22 protein-coding genes and 1 pseudogene are annotated in these 23,791 nt (G+C 45.2%); 16 read left to right on the top strand and 7 right to left on the bottom strand.

The genetic code is table 11. From position 1 onward, the window contains the following. The first annotated feature begins 137 nt into the window (after window positions 1-137). The 10 genes and pseudogenes from mpr to trhO all read left to right on the top strand — a co-directional run bounded on the left by mpr (window position 138) and on the right by trhO (window position 8,435). Window positions 138-1,079, top strand: a complete 942-nt coding sequence (gene mpr, locus AC0OMA_RS01375) for an extracellular metalloprotease Mpr (RefSeq protein WP_015252930.1) — start codon at window positions 138-140, stop codon at window positions 1,077-1,079. Next, window positions 1,042-1,440 carry a YbfJ family protein gene (locus tag AC0OMA_RS01380; RefSeq protein ID WP_015482736.1) on the top strand — a complete coding sequence of 133 codons (399 nt, stop codon included), beginning with the start codon at window positions 1,042-1,044 and terminating at the stop codon, window positions 1,438-1,440. The genes mpr and AC0OMA_RS01380 overlap by 38 nt, the downstream gene beginning before the upstream one ends. A gap of 171 nt (window positions 1,441-1,611) precedes the next feature. After that, window positions 1,612-2,502 carry an enantioselective carboxylesterase CesB gene (gene cesB, locus AC0OMA_RS01385; RefSeq protein WP_474221829.1) on the top strand — a complete coding sequence of 297 codons (891 nt, stop codon included), beginning with the start codon at window positions 1,612-1,614 and terminating at the stop codon, window positions 2,500-2,502. Window positions 2,503-2,696: 194 nt separating this feature from the next. Next, a pseudogene (gene pssA, locus AC0OMA_RS01390) lies at window positions 2,697-3,231 on the top strand (CDP-diacylglycerol--serine O-phosphatidyltransferase). Then, on the top strand, window positions 3,222-3,710 hold the full coding sequence (locus AC0OMA_RS01395) for a DedA family protein (RefSeq protein WP_309529907.1): 489 nt from the start codon (window positions 3,222-3,224) through the stop codon (window positions 3,708-3,710). Before pssA ends, AC0OMA_RS01395 begins: the two are co-directional and overlap by 10 nt. Continuing rightward, window positions 3,703-4,494 (top strand): phosphatidylserine decarboxylase, encoded by a 792-nt coding sequence (locus AC0OMA_RS01400; protein ID WP_014475662.1) that lies wholly within the window; start codon window positions 3,703-3,705, stop codon window positions 4,492-4,494. The genes AC0OMA_RS01395 and AC0OMA_RS01400 overlap by 8 nt, the downstream gene beginning before the upstream one ends. Window positions 4,495-4,548: 54 nt before the next feature. Continuing rightward, the gene (locus AC0OMA_RS01405) at window positions 4,549-4,827 is read left to right on the top strand and encodes a hypothetical protein (RefSeq protein WP_047182011.1); all 279 of its coding nucleotides are present in this window, start codon (window positions 4,549-4,551) and stop codon (window positions 4,825-4,827) included. 104 nt (window positions 4,828-4,931) lie between these two features. Continuing rightward, window positions 4,932-6,272 carry an erythromycin esterase family protein gene (locus tag AC0OMA_RS01410; RefSeq protein ID WP_047182012.1) on the top strand — a complete coding sequence of 447 codons (1,341 nt, stop codon included), beginning with the start codon at window positions 4,932-4,934 and terminating at the stop codon, window positions 6,270-6,272. A gap of 107 nt (window positions 6,273-6,379) precedes the next feature. Then, window positions 6,380-7,267 carry a helix-turn-helix transcriptional regulator gene (locus tag AC0OMA_RS01415; RefSeq protein WP_003246240.1) on the top strand — a complete coding sequence of 296 codons (888 nt, stop codon included), beginning with the start codon at window positions 6,380-6,382 and terminating at the stop codon, window positions 7,265-7,267. 199 nt (window positions 7,268-7,466) lie between these two features. Beyond that, the gene (gene trhO / locus AC0OMA_RS01420; RefSeq protein WP_015382648.1) at window positions 7,467-8,435 is read left to right on the top strand and encodes an oxygen-dependent tRNA uridine(34) hydroxylase TrhO; all 969 of its coding nucleotides are present in this window, start codon (window positions 7,467-7,469) and stop codon (window positions 8,433-8,435) included. A gap of 35 nt (window positions 8,436-8,470) precedes the next feature. Here trhO and gltP read toward each other — a convergent pair whose 3' ends face one another. The 3 genes from gltP to nagB form a co-directional block, all read right to left on the bottom strand. Next, window positions 8,471-9,715, bottom strand: a complete 1,245-nt coding sequence (gltP, locus tag AC0OMA_RS01425; RefSeq protein ID WP_003234847.1) for a glutamate-aspartate/proton symporter GltP — start codon at window positions 9,713-9,715, stop codon at window positions 8,471-8,473. A gap of 144 nt (window positions 9,716-9,859) precedes the next feature. Continuing rightward, entirely contained in the window at window positions 9,860-11,755 is a 1,896-nt protein-coding gene (gene ptsG / locus AC0OMA_RS01430; protein WP_474221830.1) for a glucose-specific PTS transporter subunit IIBC, read from the bottom strand. A gap of 20 nt (window positions 11,756-11,775) precedes the next feature. Then, window positions 11,776-12,525: a glucosamine-6-phosphate deaminase gene (nagB, locus tag AC0OMA_RS01435; RefSeq protein ID WP_474221831.1), complete on the bottom strand. Its 750-nt coding sequence runs from the start codon at window positions 12,523-12,525 to the stop codon at window positions 11,776-11,778. Between the two features lie 218 nt (window positions 12,526-12,743). Between nagB and gamR the strand changes: the two genes are divergently transcribed. The 3 genes from gamR (at window position 12,744) to AC0OMA_RS01450 (ending at window position 15,037) form a co-directional block, all read left to right on the top strand. Further along, a complete protein-coding gene (gamR, locus tag AC0OMA_RS01440) occupies window positions 12,744-13,460 on the top strand; it encodes a transcriptional regulator GamR (protein ID WP_015382651.1) in 717 nt (238 codons plus the stop codon). A gap of 21 nt (window positions 13,461-13,481) precedes the next feature. Further along, complete coding sequence (locus AC0OMA_RS01445; protein ID WP_015382652.1) at window positions 13,482-13,757, top strand: DUF1648 domain-containing protein; 276 nt, start codon at window positions 13,482-13,484, stop codon at window positions 13,755-13,757. A 209-nt stretch (window positions 13,758-13,966) separates the two neighbouring features. Continuing rightward, on the top strand, window positions 13,967-15,037 hold the full coding sequence (locus tag AC0OMA_RS01450) for a branched-chain amino acid aminotransferase (RefSeq protein WP_015482741.1): 1,071 nt from the start codon (window positions 13,967-13,969) through the stop codon (window positions 15,035-15,037). 36 nt (window positions 15,038-15,073) lie between these two features. Here AC0OMA_RS01450 and mmuP read toward each other — a convergent pair whose 3' ends face one another. The 4 genes from mmuP to AC0OMA_RS01470 all read right to left on the bottom strand — a co-directional run bounded on the left by mmuP (window position 15,074) and on the right by AC0OMA_RS01470 (window position 20,126). Beyond that, the gene (gene mmuP, locus AC0OMA_RS01455; RefSeq protein ID WP_015482742.1) at window positions 15,074-16,486 is read right to left on the bottom strand and encodes an S-methylmethionine permease; all 1,413 of its coding nucleotides are present in this window, start codon (window positions 16,484-16,486) and stop codon (window positions 15,074-15,076) included. Between the two features lie 121 nt (window positions 16,487-16,607). Next, on the bottom strand, window positions 16,608-17,555 hold the full coding sequence (gene mmuM, locus AC0OMA_RS01460; protein WP_474221832.1) for a homocysteine S-methyltransferase: 948 nt from the start codon (window positions 17,553-17,555) through the stop codon (window positions 16,608-16,610). A gap of 128 nt (window positions 17,556-17,683) precedes the next feature. Further along, entirely contained in the window at window positions 17,684-19,120 is a 1,437-nt protein-coding gene (locus AC0OMA_RS01465; protein WP_015382657.1) for an alanine/glycine:cation symporter family protein, read from the bottom strand. Window positions 19,121-19,142: 22 nt separating this feature from the next. Further along, a complete protein-coding gene (locus tag AC0OMA_RS01470; protein ID WP_063335988.1) occupies window positions 19,143-20,126 on the bottom strand; it encodes a glutaminase in 984 nt (327 codons plus the stop codon). Between the two features lie 301 nt (window positions 20,127-20,427). On the opposite strand from AC0OMA_RS01470, the gene glnK reads away from it, so the two are divergent. From glnK to kdgD, 3 genes are all read left to right on the top strand, one after another. Beyond that, window positions 20,428-21,660, top strand: coding sequence for a two-component system sensor histidine kinase GlnK (gene glnK, locus AC0OMA_RS01475; RefSeq protein WP_474222413.1), 1,233 nt, complete (start codon window positions 20,428-20,430; stop codon window positions 21,658-21,660). A gap of 10 nt (window positions 21,661-21,670) precedes the next feature. Continuing rightward, window positions 21,671-22,615 (top strand): glutamine utilization two-component system response regulator GlnL, encoded by a 945-nt coding sequence (glnL, locus tag AC0OMA_RS01480; protein ID WP_003234824.1) that lies wholly within the window; start codon window positions 21,671-21,673, stop codon window positions 22,613-22,615. A 226-nt stretch (window positions 22,616-22,841) separates the two neighbouring features. Continuing rightward, window positions 22,842-23,768 (top strand): 5-dehydro-4-deoxyglucarate dehydratase, encoded by a 927-nt coding sequence (gene kdgD / locus AC0OMA_RS01485; RefSeq protein ID WP_003246372.1) that lies wholly within the window; start codon window positions 22,842-22,844, stop codon window positions 23,766-23,768. Window positions 23,769-23,791 lie beyond the last annotated feature (23 nt).

Here is a 23,791-nt window from a genome sequence, read left to right on the forward strand (position 1 = left end):
AGCAGGCCTTGTCATGGTACAAGGCCTGTTTTTTTCTTTCTCCGTAAAAGTTTTATCATAAGAATCAGAAACCTGATTATAATGTAAAAGTCTTCCATCAATACGGGTGGTTGACACTAAAGGAGGGAGATGACAAAATGAAATTAGTTCCAAGATTCAGAAAACAATGGTTCGCTTACTTAACGGTTTTGTGTTTGGCTTTGGCAGCAGCGGTATCTTTTGGCGTACCGGCAAAAGCGGCAGAGAACCCGCAAACTTCTGTATCGAATACCGGTAAAGAAGCTGATGCCACGAAAAACCAAACGTCAAAAGCAGAACAGGTTTCTGCCCCTTATGAGGGAACCGGAAAAACAAGTAAATCGTTATACGGCGGCCAAACGGAACTGGAGAAAAACATTCAAACCTTACAGCCTTCGAGCATTATCGGAACTGATGAACGCACCAGAATCTCCAGCACGACATCTTTTCCATATAGAGCAACCGTTCAACTGTCAATCAAGTATCCCAACACTTCAAGCACTTATGGATGTACCGGATTTTTAGTCAATCCAAATACAGTCGTCACGGCTGGACATTGTGTGTACAGCCAGGATCATGGATGGGCTTCGACGATAACCGCCGCGCCGGGCCGCAATGGTTCTTCCTATCCGTACGGTACTTATTCAGGCACGATGTTTTACTCCGTCAAAGGATGGACGGAAAGCAAAGACACCAATTATGATTACGGAGCTATTAAATTAAACGGTTCTCCTGGAAACACGGTTGGCTGGTACGGCTACCGGACTACAAACAGCAGCAGTCCCGTGGGCCTTTCCTCGTCAGTGACAGGATTCCCGTGTGACAAAACCTTTGGCACGATGTGGTCTGATACAAAGCCGATACGCTCCGCTGAAACGTATAAGCTGACCTATACAACCGATACGTACGGCTGCCAAAGCGGCTCGCCTGTTTATCGAAACTACAGTGATACAGGGCAGACAGCTATTGCCATTCACACGAACGGAGGATCGTCATATAACTTGGGAACAAGGGTGACGAACGATGTATTCAACAATATTCAATATTGGGCAAATCAATAAATACAGCAAACTAGCCATATTCATGTCTATTTTGTTTTTATGCGGATGCAGTTCGCAGACGCATTCTTCTCAAAAAGAAACGACTATTCCTGTCACTCTTCATGTGGAGGATGCTAAGGGGCTGCCGGTCGAAGGGGTTCAAGTGACGATTGTCAAAGCGCCCTCTTCAGATGAGGAGCCGAGTACAGAGATTGGCGAGATACTCGGTAAAACAGACAAAAACGGAGATATCAAATGGGATACCGGCAGAAAAGGCGATTACTCAGTCGCGTTGACGAAGGGTGAAATATCAGTAACCCATCACATCTCGTTAACAGAGGATAAGAAAGATCATGCCATTCCGTTAGTCTTCAAAGAATAGCAGTTTCCTTGATTTTAAGGGAACTGCCTTTTTTTATTTATTGCAGGAAACCAAACTATATACTGGAAATTTATTATGTGAGATAATAAGAAATAGGTATTTTTTCTTACGAGACAAAAGGGGCGCTATCCCTTATTTTATATTAATCAAACCCGGAGGAAAAAGAAGAAGATGATACAAGATTCAATGCAGTTTGCCGCGGTTGAAAGTGGTCTGCGCTTTTACCAGGCATATGATCAAAGCCTTTCTTTGTGGCCGATTGAGTCGGAAGCATTCTATGTTTCTACTCGTTTTGGAAAAACACATATTATTGCAAGTGGGCCAAAGGACGCACCTTCGCTCATTTTGCTTCACGGGGGCCTTTTCAGCTCTGCGATGTGGTATCCGAATATCGCGGCGTTGAGCCGTCAATTTCGTACGTATGCGGTCGATATAATAGGAGACAAAAATAAAAGTATACCATCAGCAGTCATGGAAACGAGAGCTGATTTTGCAGAATGGATGAAAGATGTCTTTGATTCTCTTGGACTTGAGACGGCACACCTGGCCGGCCTTTCGCTTGGCGGCTTCCATATCGTGAATTTCTTACTCCGCGCGCCTGAAAGAGTAGAGCGGGCGGTTGTTATGAGTCCCGCTGAAGCGTTTATTTCATTTCATCCGGATGTCTATAAATACGCTGCAGAGCTTACAGGGGCAAGAGGAGCTGAATCATATATCAAGTGGATCACAGGCAACAGTTATGATCTGCATCCTTTACTGCAAAGACAAATTGTGGCGGGCGTGGAATGGCAGGAGGAACAAAGGAGCCTGAAGCCGACAGAAAACGGCTTTCCGTACGTGTTCACAGACCAGGAATTGAAATCGATACAAGTCCCGGTACTTCTGATGTTCGGTGAGCACGAGGTCATGTACCATCAGCAAATGGCCTTTGAGCGGGCTTCGGTATTGGTGCCGGGAATTCAGGCTGAAATCGTAAAGAACGCCGGACATCTGTTATCTCTGGAGCAGCCAGAGTACGTCAATCAACGCGTCTTGTCCTTTTTATGCGGGGGGATAAAATAGTAAGGAACATGAAAAGATTGGCATTCATTTTTCAAAAGGTAACAAATGTTGTATAATAATAGAATTTGAATGCTGCTTTTTTTGGAGCATTCTATGTTATCATGCTTATTGGAGAAAAATTTTTCCTGTAACGCTATTCGATCACTATCGTCAAATAATATAGATGGTTTTACAATTGGAGGTTTGGTTACACTGTGAATTACATCCCCTGTATGATTACGATAGGAAACTTCATTTGCGGATTGCTGGCGATTCATTCCTTGCTATATCACAACATTCATTCAGCAGTGCTTTTTATTTTTACAGGCATGTTCCTTGATTTCTTTGACGGGATGGCTGCTCGTAAGCTGAATGCCGTTTCTGATATGGGGAAAGAACTGGATTCGTTTGCCGATCTGGTTACGTTTGGGGTGGCTCACTTCTATGCTTGCTTACAGTGTCGCGTTGTATACCCTGCCATTTATCGGGATCTTATGCGCATTGACGTACAGCATTTGCGGAATGCTTCGCCTCTCTAAATTTAACATTGAACAAAGCAAGCTCCCGACATTTATCGGTATGCCGATTCCGTTTGCGGGCATGTGTCTCGTTATTTTAAGCTTTACCTATAACCCGATCCTTCTGGCAATCGGCACTTGCGGACTTTCATATTTGATGGTGAGTAAAATAAAATTCCCTCATTTTAAAAAACATGCGGCAGAAAACCTGGAGTCCGGGAGATGGAATTAGTTCAGCAGCTCATAGCGGATTACGGTTATCTCGCTATTTTTTTGATGCTCGTATTAGGAATTGTAGGATTGCCGATTCCAGATGAAGTGATGATGACCGTTGTTGGCTATTTCACGCATACCGATGTATTGAATTATGAGCTTTCGATATTGATCAGTTTTATCGGGGCTTTGTTAGGTATGCTGATCAGCTACATGATTGGCAGAAAAGCCGGACGCCCGTTTATCGACAAGTACGGCAAGTGGGTCGGCTTAAAAGAAAAAAGAATGATGAAAGTGGAGAAGTGGATGAAGAAATACGGTCCATATTCTCTTATTTTAGGTTATTTTATTCCCGGCGTCAGACATGTGACGTGCTACTTTTCGGGGATCGGCAAAATGGATCTGAAAACGTATGTTGCGTTTGCGGCAATCGGCGCCTTTTTATGGTGCTTTGTTTTTATTACAATCGGAAGGGTTATAGGGATTATTCATGTTTAATACGGCTGTAAAGATTCTGTATCGATCATTGATAGAGCTGACGAATCATCGTCTGTCATCCTATCTGATTAAAGGATTTTGCGAGTCAAAAATCAGCAAACCGGTCATTCCGCTTTTCTCAAAACATTTTCGGCTGAATTGGGATGATGTGGACGGTACGGCTGCTGATTACGGATCGCTGTCCGAATTGTTCATTCGACAAATAAATCTGGAGCGGCGCCCTGTATCAAAAGAGGCGCATGCGGTGGTCAGCCCTGTTGACGGTGTGGTTCAGACGGTAGGAATCATCAACCCGAATCAAACCTTTACGGTGAAGGGGAAAGATTACTCATTCGCTGAGCTGACCGGCTGTAAAAGCGCAGACCATCAATACAATGGCGGTTACTTCGTCGTGCTGTATCTAAGCCCGAGGCATTATCACCGTTTCCATTCTCCGATCAGCTGCAGGTATCAAAAGCTGGCCGAGCTCGGAAATCGCTCATACCCGGTAAATCAACTAGGCTTAAAATACGGGAAAGATGTGCTGTCGAAAAATTACCGGTTTGTGTACGAGCTGAATAGCGGCAGCCGAAATGTCTTGATGATTCCTGTCGGCGCGATGAATATTAATTCTATCGTGCAGACGAATACTCGTGCTGAATTGGAGATCGGCGAGGAGCTGGGATACTTTTCATTCGGGTCAACCGTCATTTTGATTTTTGAAAAAGACGCGTTCCAGCCGTCCGCCAATTTAACAGAAGGCCAAGAAGTTCAAGTCGGAGAACTGATAGGTTACGAAGAGTAAAAAGAGGAGCTTGCATAAACGCAGCGCCTCTTTTTTTGAAGAAAGGTGAGACTCATGGAGAAACAAATCATCAGCTGGATTACAGATTATCAGAACACCGGAGATGAAGCCGTCCTGCGGCAAGTGCGAGAAGTATGCTGGCCGATCGTTGAAACAGTTTTGCATGAGAAGGCAATAGATGAAGAGCAAGCGAACAATTTGCGCGAAAAAGGAATTGAGCGGTTTCCATTCATCATCAGCAAATACCAAGCGGATGTGCAGCTTCCGGTTGAGACATTTTTACGAAATACGTATCGGTTTTACTTTCATCAGGTGATGAGAGAATCCAGCTAAAGCTTCTTTCAACAGAGAAGCTTTTTTTGTTGGCAGGAAAAGGAAACTTTTTCTATATCTATCTCGTAATGACTAGAGAACCTAGCAGAAAAGGAGAGATAGAATTGAAACGAATGATAGTGAGAATGACCCTGCCGCTGCTGATCGTTTGTCTGGCGTTTTCTTCTTTTTCAGCCTCTGCCCGTGCTGCTTCTGAAGAAAAATATTGGGATTCATGGATTGAACGACATGCACAGCCGCTGGATGCTTCCAATGCTTCAAACAAAGACCTTCGCTTTCTGAAGAAGGTGCTGAAGGGAAAACGAATCGTTCAGTTAGGAGAAACCACACACGGCGCTGGTGAAATCAACGCCACAAAGGTCCGCATGATCAAATATCTCCACGAAGAGCTGGGATACGATGTATTGGCCTTTGAGTCCGGCTTTCCTGATACAAATGCATCCTACCTTAATATGGACCAATTAACCCCTAAAAGCACGATGAAAAACTCCATTTACGCTGTATGGCACACAGAAGATGTCGTTGAATTGTTTGATTACATGAAAGAGCAAAAAGAGAAAGGCGATCCGCTGATCCTTACCGGTTTTGATATTCAAAGCATGAAGAATTCATTCAATGATGCTGCGACTCAATGGGTAAAAGCGGTGGACCCTGAGAAAGCAGAGTTGCTCTCCCAATCAGAAAATGAGTTTTCGACATTGGTGACAGACAGCAACACGTTTGATGAATTTACGCAAAAGAAGCAAGAGCTTGTGAAAAACTATCAGAAGCTGATCAAGTTCGCTAAAACACATGCTTCAGAGCTAAAAGATAACCTTCCAAAAGAGCCGAAAGCTTATGAGATGTTTATGCATTCTCTTCAGCTGAGAATTGACGTAATGGAAACGTATATGCTGGAAGAAATGAAAGAAAAACTAGAGGAGTATCCGGAGAATATTGAGGATTTTTCATTCTTTATGAGAGACCGCATGATGGCTGAGCAATTTCAGTGGGTAGCTGACACCCTTTATCCGAAAAAGAAAATCATTGTCTGGGGCCACAATTACCATCTGCGCAAACAGAATACGAAGATGATAAAGGACTGGGTACAGCTAAACGGCCCTAACATGGGTGATTATTTGCCGGAGCGGCTGAAAAAACAAACATATACGATTGGCATTTATGCTTACTCAGGTGCAAGTCTGGATAGTTCTGATAATAAGACGGTTATGCCGGTTACAAGCCCGCCGCCGTCTGGAAGTCTTGAAGCTTTGCTGAAAGCTGCGGACCGGCCGGCTGTTTTTGTTGATTTTCTCCATACAAAAAACAAGAAAGGCACTTCGTGGATGTATACCCCGCGCACAGCACTCTATTGGGGATTCACAGAAGAGCAGATGATCCTTAAGGAACAATATGATGGTGTCATTTGGCTGGAGCATATCACGCCATCTGTCATTATCAAGTGAACGGTGTCCCCTGTGGTAAACAGGGGATTTTTACATATCGCAAAAATAATCAAAACATATAATCCGTGATCCATTATTCTAAAACAGAAAGGAGATTGGAGCTTGCAATGTATTATGAAAAAGCTGTCCAGAAAACAATCAATTGGATTGAATCACATTTACATGAGCAAATATCAAACGAGGATATTGTTAACGTTTCAAGCTTTTCAAAATTCCATTTTCATCGGATTTTTCAAAAAGAAGTCGGCATGTCGGTTGCTTCTTATATTCGGTTAAGACGTCTTGCGAATGCGGCGGCAGCTTTGCTTTATACAGATCATCGTATTATCGATATTGCTTTGTATTATCAGTTTGAATCTCAAGAAGCATTTACGAGGACGTTCAAAAAGATGTATCACATGCCGCCAGGAGCATACCGAACATTTATGAAACGCTTTACTTCAAAAAAGGAGGAATCTTACATGGAGAAAAAAATGAAAGGCTGGGTATTGAGCGGGAGCCATCCGTTCCAATTCGAAATGGGGATTGACCGGGAAAATGTACATCAGGGAAAAGCTTCAGGGTATTTAAAGTCAACGATGGTGCAGGATATCGGTGAATTTGCGACGATGATGCAGCAATTCAAAGCAGATCGCTATCTAGGAAAAAGGCTTCGTCTATCAAGTTTTATCAAAACAAAGGGGGTGCAGCATTTTGCCTCACTTTGGATGCGGGTTGACAGTGCTGCTGATGATGTTCTCCAATTTGATAATATGAGCAACAGACCTATTACCGGAACAACCAATTGGAATCATTATGCTATCGTTTTAGATGTCCCTGAAAATAGCGCTGTGATATCTTTTGGCGTTCAATTATCTGGGCCGGGTCAGGTGTGGATGGATCATGTTGTTTTTGAAGAGGTAGATGAGAGCGTTCCTTCAACAAACCTTGAAATGCCGGGAGAACTTTTAGATGAACCGGTAAATTTATCTTTTGAAGAGGAACTACAAAAATAGTTTTCAGACAACTACATTTATTAGTAAGTTAATGGAAAATACTATTTGTTATTGAGAAACCCTTGTGCCGCTTAGGTTTGTAAGAGCTTGGATATTTTTATCAGTCTGGGCGGATCTGTTCATCTTTGCGGCATTTTCCTGTATGATATAGTAAGAGTGTGCATAGCAACTAACTATAATTGAACAGGGTGTTTAAAACATGGAAAAACAATACAGAGTATTACTTTACTATAAATATGTTCCGATTGAAGATCCAGAGGCGTTTAGAGAGCAGCATCTGGCTTTTTGTAAGGAGCTTGGTTTGTTGGGCCGTATCCTTGTTTCTTCTGAAGGAATTAACGGTACGGTATCAGGTACGGTTGAACAGACTGAAAAATATATGGAAACAATGAAAGCTGATCCTCGTTTTGCGGACATGGTATTTAAAATTGATGAAGCAGAAGGCCATGCCTTCAAAAAAATCTTCGTCCGCCATAAAAAAGAGCTTGTAACGCTTCGTCTTGAAGATGATGTCGATCCGAACGAAACAACAGGCCAGCATTTGAAGCCTGCAGAATTTTATGAGAAGATGCAGGATCCAAACACAATTGTAATCGACGCGCGTAACGATTACGAGTATGACCTTGGCCATTTCAGAGGTGCGGTCCGTCCTGACATCGAAGCCTTCCGCGAATTACCCGAATGGATTGAAGAACACAAAGATATGCTTGAAGGCAAAAAGATTTTAACGTACTGTACAGGCGGCGTACGCTGTGAAAAGTTCTCAGGGTGGCTGGTGAAGCAAGGCTTTGAAGATGTAGCACAGCTTGACGGCGGAATCGTGACATACGGAAAAGATCCTGAGGTGCAAGGCAAGCTTTGGGACGGCCAGTGCTACGTATTTGATGAAAGAATCAGCGTGCCTGTCAACCGTGTTGAGCATGTGATTGTCGGCAAGGACTACTTTACAGGAGAACCGTGTGAGCGTTATGTGAACTGCGCAAATCCATCTTGCAATAAAAAATTGATATGCACACCGGAAAATGAGTATAAATATATGCGCAGCTGCAGCCACGAATGCCGCACGAACCCAAGAAACCTGTATGTGAAAGAGCATAATATGACAGAAGAAGAAGTAAACGCAAGACTGGCAGCGATTGAAACAGAAGATCACGCTGCTGCTGAATAATAAAAAGAACACCTCGGATTGAGGTGTTCTTTTTTCTATATGCTTTCAGTTTGGCTGTTTGCGGAAACCCATTCTTTTTGGCGGAAGGCCTTTTCCCATTTTGATACCACGATACAGGCGATCGCATGTCCCGGTACGTTCACGCCTGTTCTCGCCATGTCCATGACGCGGTCAACACCCGCGATAATGGCAACGCCTTCAGCCGGCAGTCCTACAGCATTGGCAGTCGCCAGAAGAACTACAAGCGATCCTGAGGGTACAGCTGCAATGCCTTTACTGGTCATCACAAGCACAAGCATCATGAGCAGCTGCTGGGACAATGTCATGTCTACTTGAAAGGCCTGTGCGAGAAAGATACAAGAAACCGATAAATATAAGCTGGAGCCGTCACAGTTCAATGACAAGCCGGAGGGAACGACAAATGATACCACTCGTTTGGGACAGCCGTATTTCTCCATTCTATCCATCAGCTGAGGGAGAATGGTTTCAGTGCTTGTGGTGGAAAATGCAATTAAAAACAGATCCCATATCATTTTCAATACTTCGAAATACTTAATCTGAAAGATGAGACCGACAAGCGGAAAGAGGACAAAGAGGATCAGGAACAGGCCAAGGAATACGGTGCCAACCAGCTTAAACATAGGGAGGAGGAGTTCAATGCCATATTGGCCTACAGAAGCAGCCATCAGGGCTAACACGCCGATAGGAGCAGTGACCATGACGATTTGCGTGAGCTTGAACATAATCTGAGCTGTAGATTCAAAAAACTTCATTACTGGTTCAGAAGCTTTGCCGATACCAGCTGCGGCGACACCAAATAAAATGGCGAAGAAAATAACGGCAAGCAAATCATTTCTGGCCATGACATCAATAATGTTTGTAGGGATAATATCCAGGATCATTTGCTTGAAATCAACAACTTTGTCTGTGTAGCCGGAAAGTTCATGAATATCTTTTTTTGCCAAATGGGAGAGGTCAAGCCCGACACCTGGTTTTAAGACATTCGCTAATAAAAGTCCAAGCCCTAATACCAATGTTGTAATCACTTCGAACCAAATGATCGTCTTGATGCCGAGGCTGCCCATTTTTTTCATGCTTCCGCTTCCTGCGGCTCCAATGACAATGGTAGAAAATACAATCGGAACAACAATCATTTTAATCAGGCGGATAAATCCATCTCCGACAGGCCTCAGTGCCATCCCGAAATCAGGAAAAAAGTGGCCGATCACCGCGCCGACAGCCAAAGCGATTAAAATTTGAAACGCGATTAATTTTTTCAAATGAATCCCCCTTTAGAACGATAGAATGTAGGCATATTCATATCATTCGTGATTCAAATGCAAACACCTTTTTTCAAGTTATTTTATTTTGATAGCGCTTTCATTATGTTGGCGAAAAAGTCCCCCGCAGCAGGGGGGACTTTTTTACTTCATTTGAATGTGCTTTAGACCTTCTTCAGAGGTATTTGTGAAAATAACCGGTGTTATGGCTGAAGCGGCATGCTGCTTGATGTAATTGAGATCAAAGGTGAGAAGCAGTTCGCCTTGTTTGACCGCTTGTCCGCTTGTGACATGTGCTTCAAAGCCTTCCCCATTTAGTTTGACGGTATCAACGCCGACATGAATCAGGATTTCAGTGCCGCCGGCGCTCATAAAGCCGATGGCGTGTTTTGTCGGAAAAATCGAGACGATCTCGCCGTCCGCAGGTGCAACGACTTTTCCTTCTGATGGTATAATCGCAAATCCCTCGCCCATCATTTTTTCTGAAAAGACTTGATCAGGCACATCTTTTAAAGAGACAGTTTCTCCTTTAATCGGATAAATAAAGGTCTCACCGGAAATCGGCTTCTGCGGTTTGTCAGTTACCGTGTCCAGTGCGGCGGCGGTGGCAGGGACGCCTCCGGCCATGATTGTTTTGATGTCGTCTTTTAAGGCATCGGACTTGGTTCCGAATATTGCCTGGAAGTTGTTGTTGACCTCCAGCACACCTACTGCACCAAGCCGTTTTAATTCATCCTTGCTGACTTGGCTTGGCTGATGAACGGTCACACGAAGCCTAGTGATACACGCATCCAGGTTAGCGATATTTTGCTGTCCGCCCAAGGCCTGCAGCACATGAAAGGCAAGCTGGTCTTTTGCAACTGGAGCTTTCTCCTCTTTCTGACCGTCTTCATCTGTCTCACGGCCGGGCGTTTTCAAATTCCATTTCAGAATCGCAAATCGGAACAAATAATAATAAATGAAAGCAAACACGATCCCGACAGGAATGACAACCCAGCCGTTTGTAGACAGTCCGTAGTTCAAGACGTAGTCAATTCCGCCGCCTGAGAACGTATAGCCGTGGCGGACATGGAATAAATCACAAACGACAAAGATGACGCCGGCAAGAATAGAGGTAATCAAATAGAGCACGGGCGCAACGAACAAGAAAGAAAACTCAACCGGTTCTGTAATTCCGGTCAGCATAGATGTGAGCGCCGCAGAAATCATCACGCCAGAGATCATTTTTTTCTTTTCCGGACGCGCGGTATGGATAATGGCAAGAGCAACTGCCGGCAGACAGAAAATCATGTAAGGGAAATCCCCCATCATAAAGCGCCCGGCTGTCGGGTCTCCCGCGAAAAACCTTGTCAGGTCGCCGGTTACGGTGTTGCCTGTTGATGGGTCTGTGTATTCTCCCATCATAAAATAGAAAGGTGTATAAAAAATATGATGCAGGCCAAAAGGAATCAGTAAACGATAGATCGTTGCATAAAAGAACAGTCCGACCGTTGAATCGGCGATTAAACTGCTGGCTGCGTTGATTCCGTTTTGGATCAGCGGCCAAACAAATGAGAAAATGACGCCGATCACCAATGAACTGACGGAAGTAATAATCGGGACAAAGCGTTTTCCAGAGAAAAATCCAAGGACCGGATGCAGCTCGATTGATGAAAATCGCTTATATAAATAGGCGGCGAGAAGCCCGATGATGATTCCTCCGAAAACCCCCATATCAATCAGGTGCTCGGCTCCTTCATACGGAGGCTGAAGGCCGAGCAATTTTCCCATATTGTCGAGGGTGACGGTTAAAATTAAGTATCCGATGACAGCGGCAAGTCCGGCTACACCTTCTCCGCCGGCTAATCCGATCGCGACCCCCACGGCGAAAATCAGCGGGAGATTATCGAATACAACGCCGCCCGCATCCTTTATAATAGGGATGTTCAGTAGATCCTTGTCTCCGAAACGGAGCAAAAGACCTGCTGCCGGCAGGACGGCAACCGGAGTCATCAACGCGCGGCCAAGCTGCTGCAGAATTTGAAATGCCTTTTTAAACATGACAGTCTCCTTTTATTGTGTTATGAGCATGGTGCACTCTTTAATTTTTGAGCTGCTTTATAATCGGCGATAACGGTTACATGATTGTGTTTTTGAAGAATGGAGGCTGGTACTTCTGTCGTGACAGGACCTTCAGCCATCTTTTGAATGGCGTCTGCTTTTTCCTCTCCGCTTGCTAAAAGCACAATATGTTTGCTGAATTCCATGATGGTTTTAATGCCCATTGAAATCGCGAGTCTCGGAACCAGCACCGGATCGCCGCCGAAGAATCTGGCATTTGCCTGTATCGTGCTTTCCGAGAGCTTCACAACACGTGTCCGGTCTTCAAAATCAGATCCCGGTTCATTGAAACCGATATGGCCATTGGCGCCGATGCCGAGAATCTGGACATCAATGCCTCCCGCCTGGCAGATGAGATCTTCGTATACTTTACATTGAGCCTCAAGCTGCGGATTGTCTCCTTGCGGGATATGAATAAGATCAAGCTGCATATTGATATGCTGAAAAAGATGCTCATGCATAAAATGGTTATAACTTTGCGGATGAGATGGAGAGAGACCAGCGTATTCATCCAAATTAAATGTAGTAACCTTTGAAAAATCAATTTCGCCTGCCTGATAGTCTGAAATTAACTGCTTATACAAGCCGACCGGTGTGCTTCCTGTTGCCAGGCCGAGAACGGCATCTTTCTTAGCTTGTATTTGTTCTTTAATAATGGCAGCGCTTAACTTACAGAGTTCTGCGTAGTGCTCAGCGATCAGAATCTTCATGTGACACCCCCTCAAAGAGATAGACAATCATCATATTTGTTATGACCAATTTATGATACTTGTCATTACGAATTTAGCACCGTCCTTATCAAACTGTCAATATTAATTTCTGAAAATTTGTTATAAAAGAAGGATACAAATCTTTCATATTGGGATGGCAAATGGTATTATGGTCTCAATGAAAAAGAACGGATTGCATACAGAATGGGGAGAATGAAATGACAGCTTTATATTCTGTTATTAAGTTTAAAATCATTGAGTTAATTAAATCGGGCAAATATCAGGCGAATGATCAGCTGCCGACGGAGAGTGAGTTTTGCGAACAATATGATGTCAGCAGAACAACTGTGAGACTGGCTCTGCAGCAGCTAGAGCTTGAGGGATATATTAAAAGAATTCAAGGAAAAGGGACATTTGTATCGGCGGCAAAAATACAAACGCCGATTCCGCATAAGATTACGAGCTTTGCAGAACAAATGAGAGGCCTTCGTTCTGAATCAAAAGTGCTTGAGCTTGTGGTGATTCCTGCCGATCACTCCATTGCCGAGCTTTTGAAAATGAAAGAGAATGAACCTGTCAACAAGCTTGTTCGAGTCAGATACGCCGAGGGGGAACCTTTGCAGTATCATACCTCATATATTCCCTGGAAGGCGGCACCGGGGCTGGCGCAGGAGGAATGCACCGGCTCGCTGTTTGAATTGTTAAGGACAAAATACAATATTGAAATCAGCAGGGGCACGGAATCGATCGAACCAATTTTAACGGATGAAACGATCAGCGGCCACTTATTAACCAATGTCGGAGCGCCTGCGTTTTTATCAGAATCCCTTACCTATGATAAAAATGAAGAAGTGGTGGAATATGCGCAAATTATTACCCGGGGAGACCGAACGAAATTCACCGTAGAACAGTCATATCATTCAAGCAATACGTGATAAGAAGGGAATGGTCGTTCTATGTTTCTATTGACGAATGGAAAAGTGCTGTGGGGAGCAGTAATTGCTGCATTCATCTTTTCAATTGTATTTTACCCTTTTCTGCCGACGCAGATGCCGATTCATTATGATGTAGCGAACAGCCCGGATCTGACAGTTAACAAGCTGGCGGGGATTGTGATACTGCCTGTTTTGATGGTGGTGTTTGCATGGGCGCGGAAGATCAATTGGCAATTTGTATTCGCGGTGTATATTTTGCTGATTTGCCACATTGTCGTCCTTTATTTAGCGCTCTAAATCAAACAGCCAGAATAAAACTGGCTGTTTTTCTTTAATTTCAGCTTCATCTGACAATGAATGTGGTGTATAATAGCTGATGATCCTAAAGAATATTCTGAAATTTATAGGTGTGAAGCGGCGTATGATCAAAGGAAAGGCTGTATACTTTTTGCAGCTTTAAAAAGACTGAATATTTAAACAATTATGTGAAAGGTGTGCTGATTAGATTGAATAAGCTTATTGAACGAGAAAAAACTGTATTTCATAAGGAAAAGCCCGATCCGTCATCCTTGGGATTTGGTCAATATTTTACAGATTATATGTTTGTGATGGACTACGAAGAGGGAATTGGATGGCATCATCCGAGAATTGCGCCGTACGCACCGCTTACGCTTGATCCGTCTTCATCTGTTTTTCATTACGGCCAGGCTGTTTTTGAAGGATTAAAAGCATACAGAACAGACGACGGCAGGGTGCTGCTGTTCCGTCCGGATCAAAATGTCAAACGGCTGAACAGATCGTGTGAGCGCATGAGTATGCCTCCTTTAGACGAAGAGCTGGTGCTTGAGGCATTGACGCAATTAGTTGAGCTGGAGAAAGATTGGGTTCCAAAGGAAAAAGGAACGTCACTGTATATTCGTCCTTTTGTGATTGCCACAGAACCGAGTCTTGGTGTGAAGGCATCCAAGAGCTATACATTCATGATCGTGCTTTCGCCTGTAGGCTCCTACTATGGCGACGATCAGCTGAAGCCGGTAAGAATCTACGTCGAAGATGAGTACGTGCGGGCGGTGAACGGCGGAGTCGGATGTGCAAAAACGTCTGGAAATTACGCGGCTAGTCTTCAGGCACAGCGGAAAGCGAATGAGCTGGGTTATGACCAGGTGCTGTGGCTGGATGCCATTGAAAGGAAATATGTGGAAGAGGTAGGGAGCATGAACATCTTTTTCGTCATAAACGGGGAAGCTGTCACACCTGCTTTAAGCGGAAGTATTTTAAGCGGGGTGACACGTGCGTCTGCGATTGAACTGATTCGAAGCTGGGGCATTCCGGTTCGTGAAGAGAGAATATCGATTGATGAGGTGTATGCGGCCTCTGCACGCGGAGAATTGACAGAGGTCTTCGGCACAGGCACGGCAGCAGTCGTTACGCCTGTCGGTGAACTCAACATTCATGGAAAAACGGTGATTGTAGGCGACGGGAAAATCGGGGAGCTCTCGAAAAAGCTGTATGAAACGATAACAGATATTCAGCTTGGCAAGATGAAAGGCCCGTTTAACTGGACAGTGGAAGTGTGAAAATCGAAAAAGAACCTGCCCGGAGGCAGGTTCTTTTTATTTTGAATGAGTCATATCAGCAGCCGGCTGGCTTTTGCGGTTTTTCACATAATATGTTGCATAGCAAATGGCCATAAATGGAACGCCGCAATAGAGTGCGATTCTTTGATTCGGATCAAAGGCAATGCCAACAACGGAAGCCAGGCATAACAGGAACGCGGCAATCGGCACGAACGGATACAAAGGGGTTCTGTATTTCAAATCAGTAACCTTGTTTCCCGCTTCGATATAACGTTTTCTGAACATGAATTGAGAAGCAGCGATTCCCATCCACACGACAACGACGGCAAAACCGGAAATCGACACGAGCACAACGTATACAGTGTCTGGTGCAAATACGCTGGACAGCAACGACAGAATGCCGCCGATCATGCTGAACACCAGCGCGTTAAAAGGGGTTCCTTTTGACGTCAGCTTAGCAAATGTCGGATGAAGCGTTTTTTCTTTTGATAAAGACCACAGCATCCGGGAAGAAGCGTAGAGTCCGGAATTAGCCGCTGACAGGATCGCTGTCAGGATAACAAAGTTCATGATATCGGCTGCGTATGGTACACCGACTCTGTCAAAGACAGCGACAAACGGGCTTTTAATGACACCTGCATCTTGAATCGGAATCAGTCCTGACAGCACAAAAATTGTTCCGACAAAGAAGAGTGAGAGACGCCAGACCGTTGTTTTAATCGCTTTTGGTATTGTCTTGTCAGGATCAACGCTTTCACCGGCTGCGATTCCGATTAGTTCCGTTCCCGAAAATGCAAAATTAACGGACAGCATCGTCATCAAAATCGGGACAAATCCATTTGGAAAAAGCCCGCCTTCCGCCATGAAGTTGGACAGCATCGGAGCGGCTTCTCCGCCTTTGATCGGGATGATGCCGAACATGGCAGAGCCGCCTAAAAGAATAAATAATACAATGGCTAATACTTTGATGCTGGAAAACCAAAATTCTGATTCAGCGAAAAACTTGACCGAAAATGCGTTAAGCAAGAAAATGAACAGCGCAAAGACGGCACTCCACATCCAAACCGATGTATGGGGGAACCAGCGCTGCATTAACAGGCCGGCTGCTGTGAATTCTGATCCCAATGCCACGGTCCATGTCAGCCAGTACAGCCAAGCGACCGTAAATCCGGTGCCCGGCCCTATGTATTTGGCTGCATAGGTGTGAAAGGCGCCGGTCACAGGCATGGCGACTGACAGCTCACCGAGGCATAGCATGACCAGATAGACGATGCCGGCCCCGACTAAGTAGGCAAGTATCGTTCCGGCCGGGCCTGCTTGCTGAATGGTATAACCTGAGCTTAAAAACAGCCCGGTTCCGATGACACCTCCCAAGGAAAGCATAAAGAGGTGCCGGCTTTTCATACTTCTCTGAAAGGTTGTCTCATTCTTGTTGTGGACAGAGTTCATCTTTTTCCAACTTTCTATCAGCGATTTATTTCCTCCTAATATAAAAAATCTCATGTCAGAAAGTGACACGAGACTCCGGCGAACCGGCTTTAAGTTAGAATATACAAACTATTCCGATAAGTCAAGTTATTTTTAAAGAGCGGGCCCAAGCCGCAATTTCTTGAATATTTTCGGGTTTTGTCCGGCAGCAGCCGCCAATCAGCCTCGCTCCTTTTTCATGCCAGGTGCGGGCGCTCGCCCCGTAAGATTCTGCGCATGCTGCGCCGTTCCACGTTTTTGTTTCCGGATCATATTGCTCACCTGAATTCGGGTAGACAATGATCGGTTTTGACGTGTTCTTTTTTAACTCCTCTATCAAGGAAGGGATATGCTGAAGCGGCGTGCAGTTGATGCCGAGTGCTGCAATTTGGCGGTGTTCATCAAGCCACGATGCGCAGTCAGCGGCAGGTGTTCCGTCACTGATATGCAGGCCGTCTTTAGCACTGAAGCTGATCCACGCATACGTTTCAGGAAATTCCTTCAACAGCCGAACAATCGCTTTGGCTTCAGTCAGACACGGAATCGTTTCGCATGCCAAAACATCAGCTCCGGCTTCAATCAGCGCCTTCATCCGGGGACGATGAAATTCAATCAGTTCATCTTCTGGTATTGCGTAGTTGCCGCGATATTCAGACCCGTCTGCAAGATAAGCGCCATAAGGGCCTACAGAAGCCGCAATGATCGGTTTTGGCCGATTCAAACGGTTCTCTTCAAGCGACCAAAATTCATCACGTGCTTCAGCTGCGATGCTGACGGACAACTCGATGAGCCGGCGTGCTTCCGCTTCGCTCAGCCCGCGTGCGGCAAAGCCTTCAAATGTAGACTGATAGCTGGCAGTGATTGCACAATCGGCGCCTGCCGCGAAATAATCAGTATGAACTTGTTTAATCAGATTTGGCTCTTCCATCAGGATTTTTGCCGACCACAGACTGTCGTTCAAATCACAGCCCTTGCGTTCAAGCTCGGTCGCCATGGCGCCGTCTAGCACAATAAGCGGGTATGTATCTAATATGTGTTGGATAGGATTCATAGAATGTACCGATGCCTTCTTTCAGATTTTTTTGAAAAAGATATGAAAATCGTAATGGAGGCTTACGTGTTTGTCAATAAACGCAAAAAGGGAAAGGTGTTCAGCCCATAAGTCTGAACACCCTTTTCTTATGATATTTGTTTGTTGTGCGTGTCAGTCTTTGTGTCTGAAACCGGCCAGCACTCAATGCCATTATGGTTTTTGAGCACATCTTTATAAAAGACCGGATCCTTGCCTGCTTTTTTCTGGCGTGTATAGTCTTTCAGCGCCGTAAAAACGACCTTTGATAGTAAGAAAATCGCGATTAAATTCACGACGACCATCAAACCCATGAACAAATCAGCAAGATCCCAGACGAGCTGGACTTTGGCAACACAGCCAAACACGATCATTGCAAGCACGCCGATACGGTAGACAAAAATCAGTTTTTTGCTTTTGTTCAAAAAGCCGATATTGGTTTCGCCATAATAATAGTTTCCAATTAGAGCACAGAATCCGAATAACAAAATCAGAATGGCGAGAAAGCCTGATGCCCATGATCCGACATGGGAGCTGAGGGAGGCTTGTGTCAAGGCGATTCCGCTCAGACCCGGAGTATGATAGGCGTCCGAAAACAGGATGATAAAGGCGGTGCTTGTACAAATGATTAGCGTATCTGACAGGACACCAAGCGCTTGAATCAGCCCCTGTTTGACAGGATGGCTTGTTGTGGCGGTGGCAGCGGCATTCGGTGCGCTCCCCATTCCCGCTTCGTTTGAAAAAATTCCCCGTCTGACGCCTTGCATGAGTGCCGCGCCCAAAGCCCCGCCGGCGGCCTGGTCAAAACCAAACGCATTTTTCACGATTAGCGCAAGCACACCTGGCAGCTGCGTAATGTTGGTAAAAATGACGAAAAACGCAACTCCGATATACAGGACAGCCAATACGACGACAATGGATTCAGCCAGCTTTGCAATGCGCTTGACTCCGCCAAAAATAATCGTGCCGAATACAGCAATTAAAATGAGTCCCAATGTCAGGCGGTTTGTGCCAAACGCGTTTTCAAAGGCAAGGCTGACTGTATTGGATTGAACCGAGTTGAAGACGATACCGAACGATAAGGTGATTAACACAGCGAACAGCGCGCCCATCCACCTTTTGTTCAGCCCTTTTTCCATGTAATACGCCGGCCCGCCGCGGAAGCCGTTTACATCTTTTACTTTATAAATCTGAGCCAGTGTGCTTTCCACAAAGCTAGATGCTGATCCGATAATGGCGATAATCCACATCCAGAAGATTGCACCGGGCCCGCCGAGTGCAATGGCGATGGCAATGCCCGTAATATTTCCCGTTCCGACACGGGCCGCCATGCTGATGCAAAAGGCTTGAAACGGAGAAATGCTGTTTTTCGACCGGGAAGCAGCACCTTCTCTTAATACCCTGACCATTTCTTTCAGCATGCGAACCTGTAAAAACTTCAGCCTGAACGTAAAATAGATTCCAAAAGAAAGGAGCAAAACAATTAATAGCTTTGACCACAAAAGATCATTTGCAATACCGACGATATGTTCCAGGATTTGCTGCATAGAATCACCTCTTTTTTCATATTTAAAAAATGCTGAGCTCCCATTCCTGCGCCATATGCTTCAGCAGCATACCGCCAGTGAGGCTGTTGCCGTATTCATCAATGGCAGGCCCGTAAATGCCGATGCCGCATCCGGATTGAAAAGGCTGTTCTCTTCTGGCGCTTGGAGGCACCAGCGCCATGATGCCGCCGGAGACGCCGCTTTTGGCCGGCACGCCGACAAACGCCGCATATTTGCCTGAAGCGTTGTACATGCCGCACGTCAGCATTAATGCCTTGGCCAATTTTGCGACATCTTTTGGAATCACCTGCTTGCGTCGAATCGGATGATACCCGTCATGAGCAAGGATCAGGCCGATCAACGCAATATCTTCTGTAGTGCTCTCCATAGCGCATTGCTTCAAGTACACCTCAAGTGTTTCTTCTACTTCAGCTTCTAAAAAGTTTGTTTCTTTTAAATAGTAGGCCAGCGCTCTGTTGCGGTGGGCGGTTTCCCATTCAGAACGGAATACTTCCTCGTGAATTCTTGGCCGTTTTCCTATCAAAGTTTCCATCACCGAGTAAAGAAACTCGAGCTTTTCGTATGCCGATTCTCCGGGAAGAATCGAAGCGATGGTAAGGGCGCCGGCGTTGATCATGGGGTTGAAGGGCTTTCCCGGCTTGTTGATTTCGAGTCGAATGATTGAATTAAAGGCGTCGCCTGTCGGCTCGACATCTACGCGGTCCAGCACATAGGGAATGCCGCGGCTCATGCAGGCGGCAATAAAGCTAATCACTTTTGAAATGCTTTGCAGGGTAAAAGAGACGTTCCAGTCGCCGGCGTGTATCATCGTTCCATCAGGCTCCAATACACAGATGCCGAGCTGTGAATCATTGATTTTTCCTAATGCGGGGATATAGTTTGCACTTTGTCCATTGGCGGCAAAAGGGCGATAGTACTCAACCCAATCATGCAGCTGTAACGTCGGGTTTATGTCTTTCTGGTGCTCTTTTATCAATTCTTTCATCGAATTCCTCCTCACTGATTTTTTTCTTAAAGGACTGAGGTGTATCAAAACGAAGGCTAAAGGGGCGTTAAACGCTTTCATGATAGCGGAAGGTATAATTACTGTATAATGGCGACTACAGAATCATACAAAATACGACAAAAACATTTTGAAAATAAGCAGTAAGATTTATAAAAACCTTATTTTCTGGGTCAAAAGCAATTTGCAGGTTTTCGCCCGATTCCCCAAAATAAAAAGCGAGGATGTGATCAACATAAAACTGGAACGGTTTATTGAAAAAGACGGATATATACTGGCCCTCATGCTGATAACGGTGCCGCTGGCCGGTGAACTGAAATTTTATCCCCTCAATGAAGAATTCCGGGTCAGCTTTGGGGCACCGGTTTTTTTCTTCTTTTTATCGTTGTTGCGGCATGTGCCCGCTGTGCTGCCGGGTTTTCTGACTGGAGCGGCTGTTTTCATCTTTCGCGTCTTACTGGAATTATGGGGCGGAGGACACAATGGACTGACTCCGATTCTGTATGATCAAGCGTCTGGCTTTTTCTTTTATATGACTTACGCCTGTCTGTTTTCCATATTAAAGGCCAATCGTTTCCGTGAACGGCCGATTATGCTCGGTTTCATTGGGTTTATGATTGAAGTTGTGTCAGATTGTGTCGAGCTGGCTGTGCAATTTCTCATTTTTCATACGGTTGTCACGCCTGAGAAAATCACTGACATTGCGGTGATTGCGATTTCTCACACATTTATTGTGATGAGCTTTTATAGTGTGCTGAAGCTGTATGAAACACAATCGAGAGAAAAACAGACAAGGCAGCAGCACGAGCACATGCTGATGATCGTTTCCAATTTATATGAAGAAACGGTGCACCTAAAAAAGACATTGAAAACGACAGAGAAAGTGACAAACGATTCGTATCAGCTCTATCGGGAAATGAAGGGCAAGGATGTTCAGCTGAGCGGCAGAATCCTGAGACTGGCCGGAGAGATTCATGAAGTGAAAAAGGACAACCAGCGGATATTCGCAGGGCTTTCAAAATTGATTTCGAATGAGAGTTTGAGAGATTATATGAGGGCTTCTGATTTGCTGCAGCTCGTGATTCGAATGAATGAAAAGTACGCTGAAGCACTAGGGAAGCAGATTGATTTTTACTGCTCGATCGAGGGAGAGCATGACGAATATCACGTATTTATCGTGCTTTCGATCATTAATAATCTAACAGCAAATGCGGTAGAGGCTATGGATGAAGAGGGAATGGTCAGCCTGAGGCTCCGTAAGCCAAATGAGAGTATGGTAGAATTCCAGGTGGAAGACAATGGCCCCGGGATTTCCGAGAAAATCGGAGACATTGTGTTTGACACGGGCTTTACTTCAAAATATGACGAATTTGGCACGCCTTCTACGGGTATCGGACTTTCCTACGTAAAGGAAATCGTGACAGAGCTAGAAGGGGATATCACGTTTGATAATCAGCAGCGGGGAGTGGTGTTTGCCATCAGGCTGCCTGTCCGGCATTTGATTCAGAAAGGGTGAACCAAAAGCTATGCGTTTTTTTATTGCAGATGATGACCGTGCAGTGCGGTCAATTTTAAGGCAGATCATTGAGGACGAAGATCTCGGGGAAGCTGCTGGTGAAGCAGACGACGGAAGCCAAGTGGAAGGGCATATGCTGCAATTTAAGCAGATTGATATTTTATTAATCGATCTGTTAATGCCCGGAAGAGACGGCATTGAGACGATTCGTCAGATCCAGAATACGTACTCCGGCAAAATCGTAATGATCTCTCAAGTGGAGGCGAAGGAAATGGTCGGGGAAGCGTACTCGCTCGGCATCGAATATTTTATCCATAAGCCGATTAACCGCATTGAAATTGTCACGGTTCTCCAAAAGGTGAAGGAGCGGATCGAGCTTGAACACTCGATTGGAGCCATTCAGCATTCTCTAAGCCGGCTTGTCAATCGGACTGAACGGAAAGCGCGTCCCCAGCAGAAGAGTGACAGCGGTTTAAAAGAGGCAGGAACATTCCTGTTGTCCGAGCTGGGCATGATGGGAGAAGGCGGCGCACATGATCTCATGGCGGTCCTGCAGTATTTAGCAGAACACGAGCAATCCGAGCCGCACGAAAAACAAAGCCCTTCGCTAAAACAAATATTCACCCAAGTAGCGGTACGGAAGCTGGGGACAGGGGCCTCACAGACGGAAGTCAATCGCGAAATGAAAGCCTCGGAGCAGCGTATCCGCAGAGCGATTATTCATTCGCTGCACCATTTTGCTTCACTGGGCACAACTGATTTTTCGAATCCAAAATTTGAAACCTATGCATCGAAATTCTTTGATTTTCCGGTTGTCAGCCAGAAAATGAAAGAACTCCAATCCAAGGATGCAAAACCCCTTGCACCTGCTAGAATAAATATGAAAAAATTCATCCACGTGTTTTTTTTGGAAGCAAAGCTTTTGCATGAAACGATGAAACAAAGAAGGATATAAACCAAACAGCCGGCTGACCAGGCTGTTTTTTTGCTGCGCAGAATCCCGGCCGGACAGTGATTTACCGCTTTTTTATAAAATATCAGAAAATAAAGATATTGACTTATTGTTTATTTGTCTTACAATTAAACAAAAGGATATACGGGAAGGGGCGGTTGTAAAAGAAAAATTAATAAAAGCGCTTTCAGTCAAGGGCTGTATACACAAATAACAGGAGGTTATGTTGATGAGCCGTATCAGAAAAGCACCCGCTGGAATTTTAGGTTTTCCGGTTGCTCCTTTTAACACACAAGGAAAACTGGAGGAAGAAGCTCTTTTTCAAAACATTGAGTTTTTGCTGAATGAAGGCTTGGAAGCGATATTTATCGCTTGCGGGTCTGGTGAATTCCAATCACTCAGCCAGAAGGAATATGAGCAAATGGTGGAAGTCGCAGTCTCGGCAGCCGGAGGAAAGGTGCCGGTCTACACGGGGGTGGGCGGCAACCTCAGCACAGCGCTTGATTGGGCGCAGCTGTCGGAGAAAAAAGGCGCCGACGGCTACTTGATTCTGCCTCCGTATTTGGTGCATGGCGAACAGGAGGGGCTGTACCAGTATGCGAAAACGATTATTGAAAGCACTGACTTGAACGCGATTCTTTATCAGCGCGATAATGCCGTTCTCTCAGTTGAACAGATCAAACGTCTGACCGAATGTGAACAGCTTGTCGGTGTCAAAGACGGGGTAGGAAATATGGATTTGAATATCAACCTCGTCTATACGATCGGCGACCGCTTAGGATGGCTTAACGGAATGCCGATGGCTGAAGTGACGATGCCGGCTTATCTGCCGATCGGGTTCCACTCTTACTCTTCAGCGATTTCAAATTATATCCCGCATATTTCGCGAATGTTCTATGATGCATTGAAAAACGGAAATGACGAGCTTGTGAAGGAACTCTATCGGCATGTGATTCTGCCGATCAACGACATTCGCAAACAACGAAAAGGCTACGCCGTATCCTTGATTAAAGCCGGTATGGAAATCATGGGTTTGAATGTAAGGAATACAGCCAGACCGCCTGTCGGCCCGGTTGAAAAAGATCATTATCAGCAATTGGAAGCAATTTTGAAGCAGGCGGCTGACCGTTTTCCGAAAAAAGCCGCGACGGTTTGACCAGAAAAAACACGAAAGGGGCA

The organism is Bacillus sp. AMCV2 (assembly GCF_056033925.1).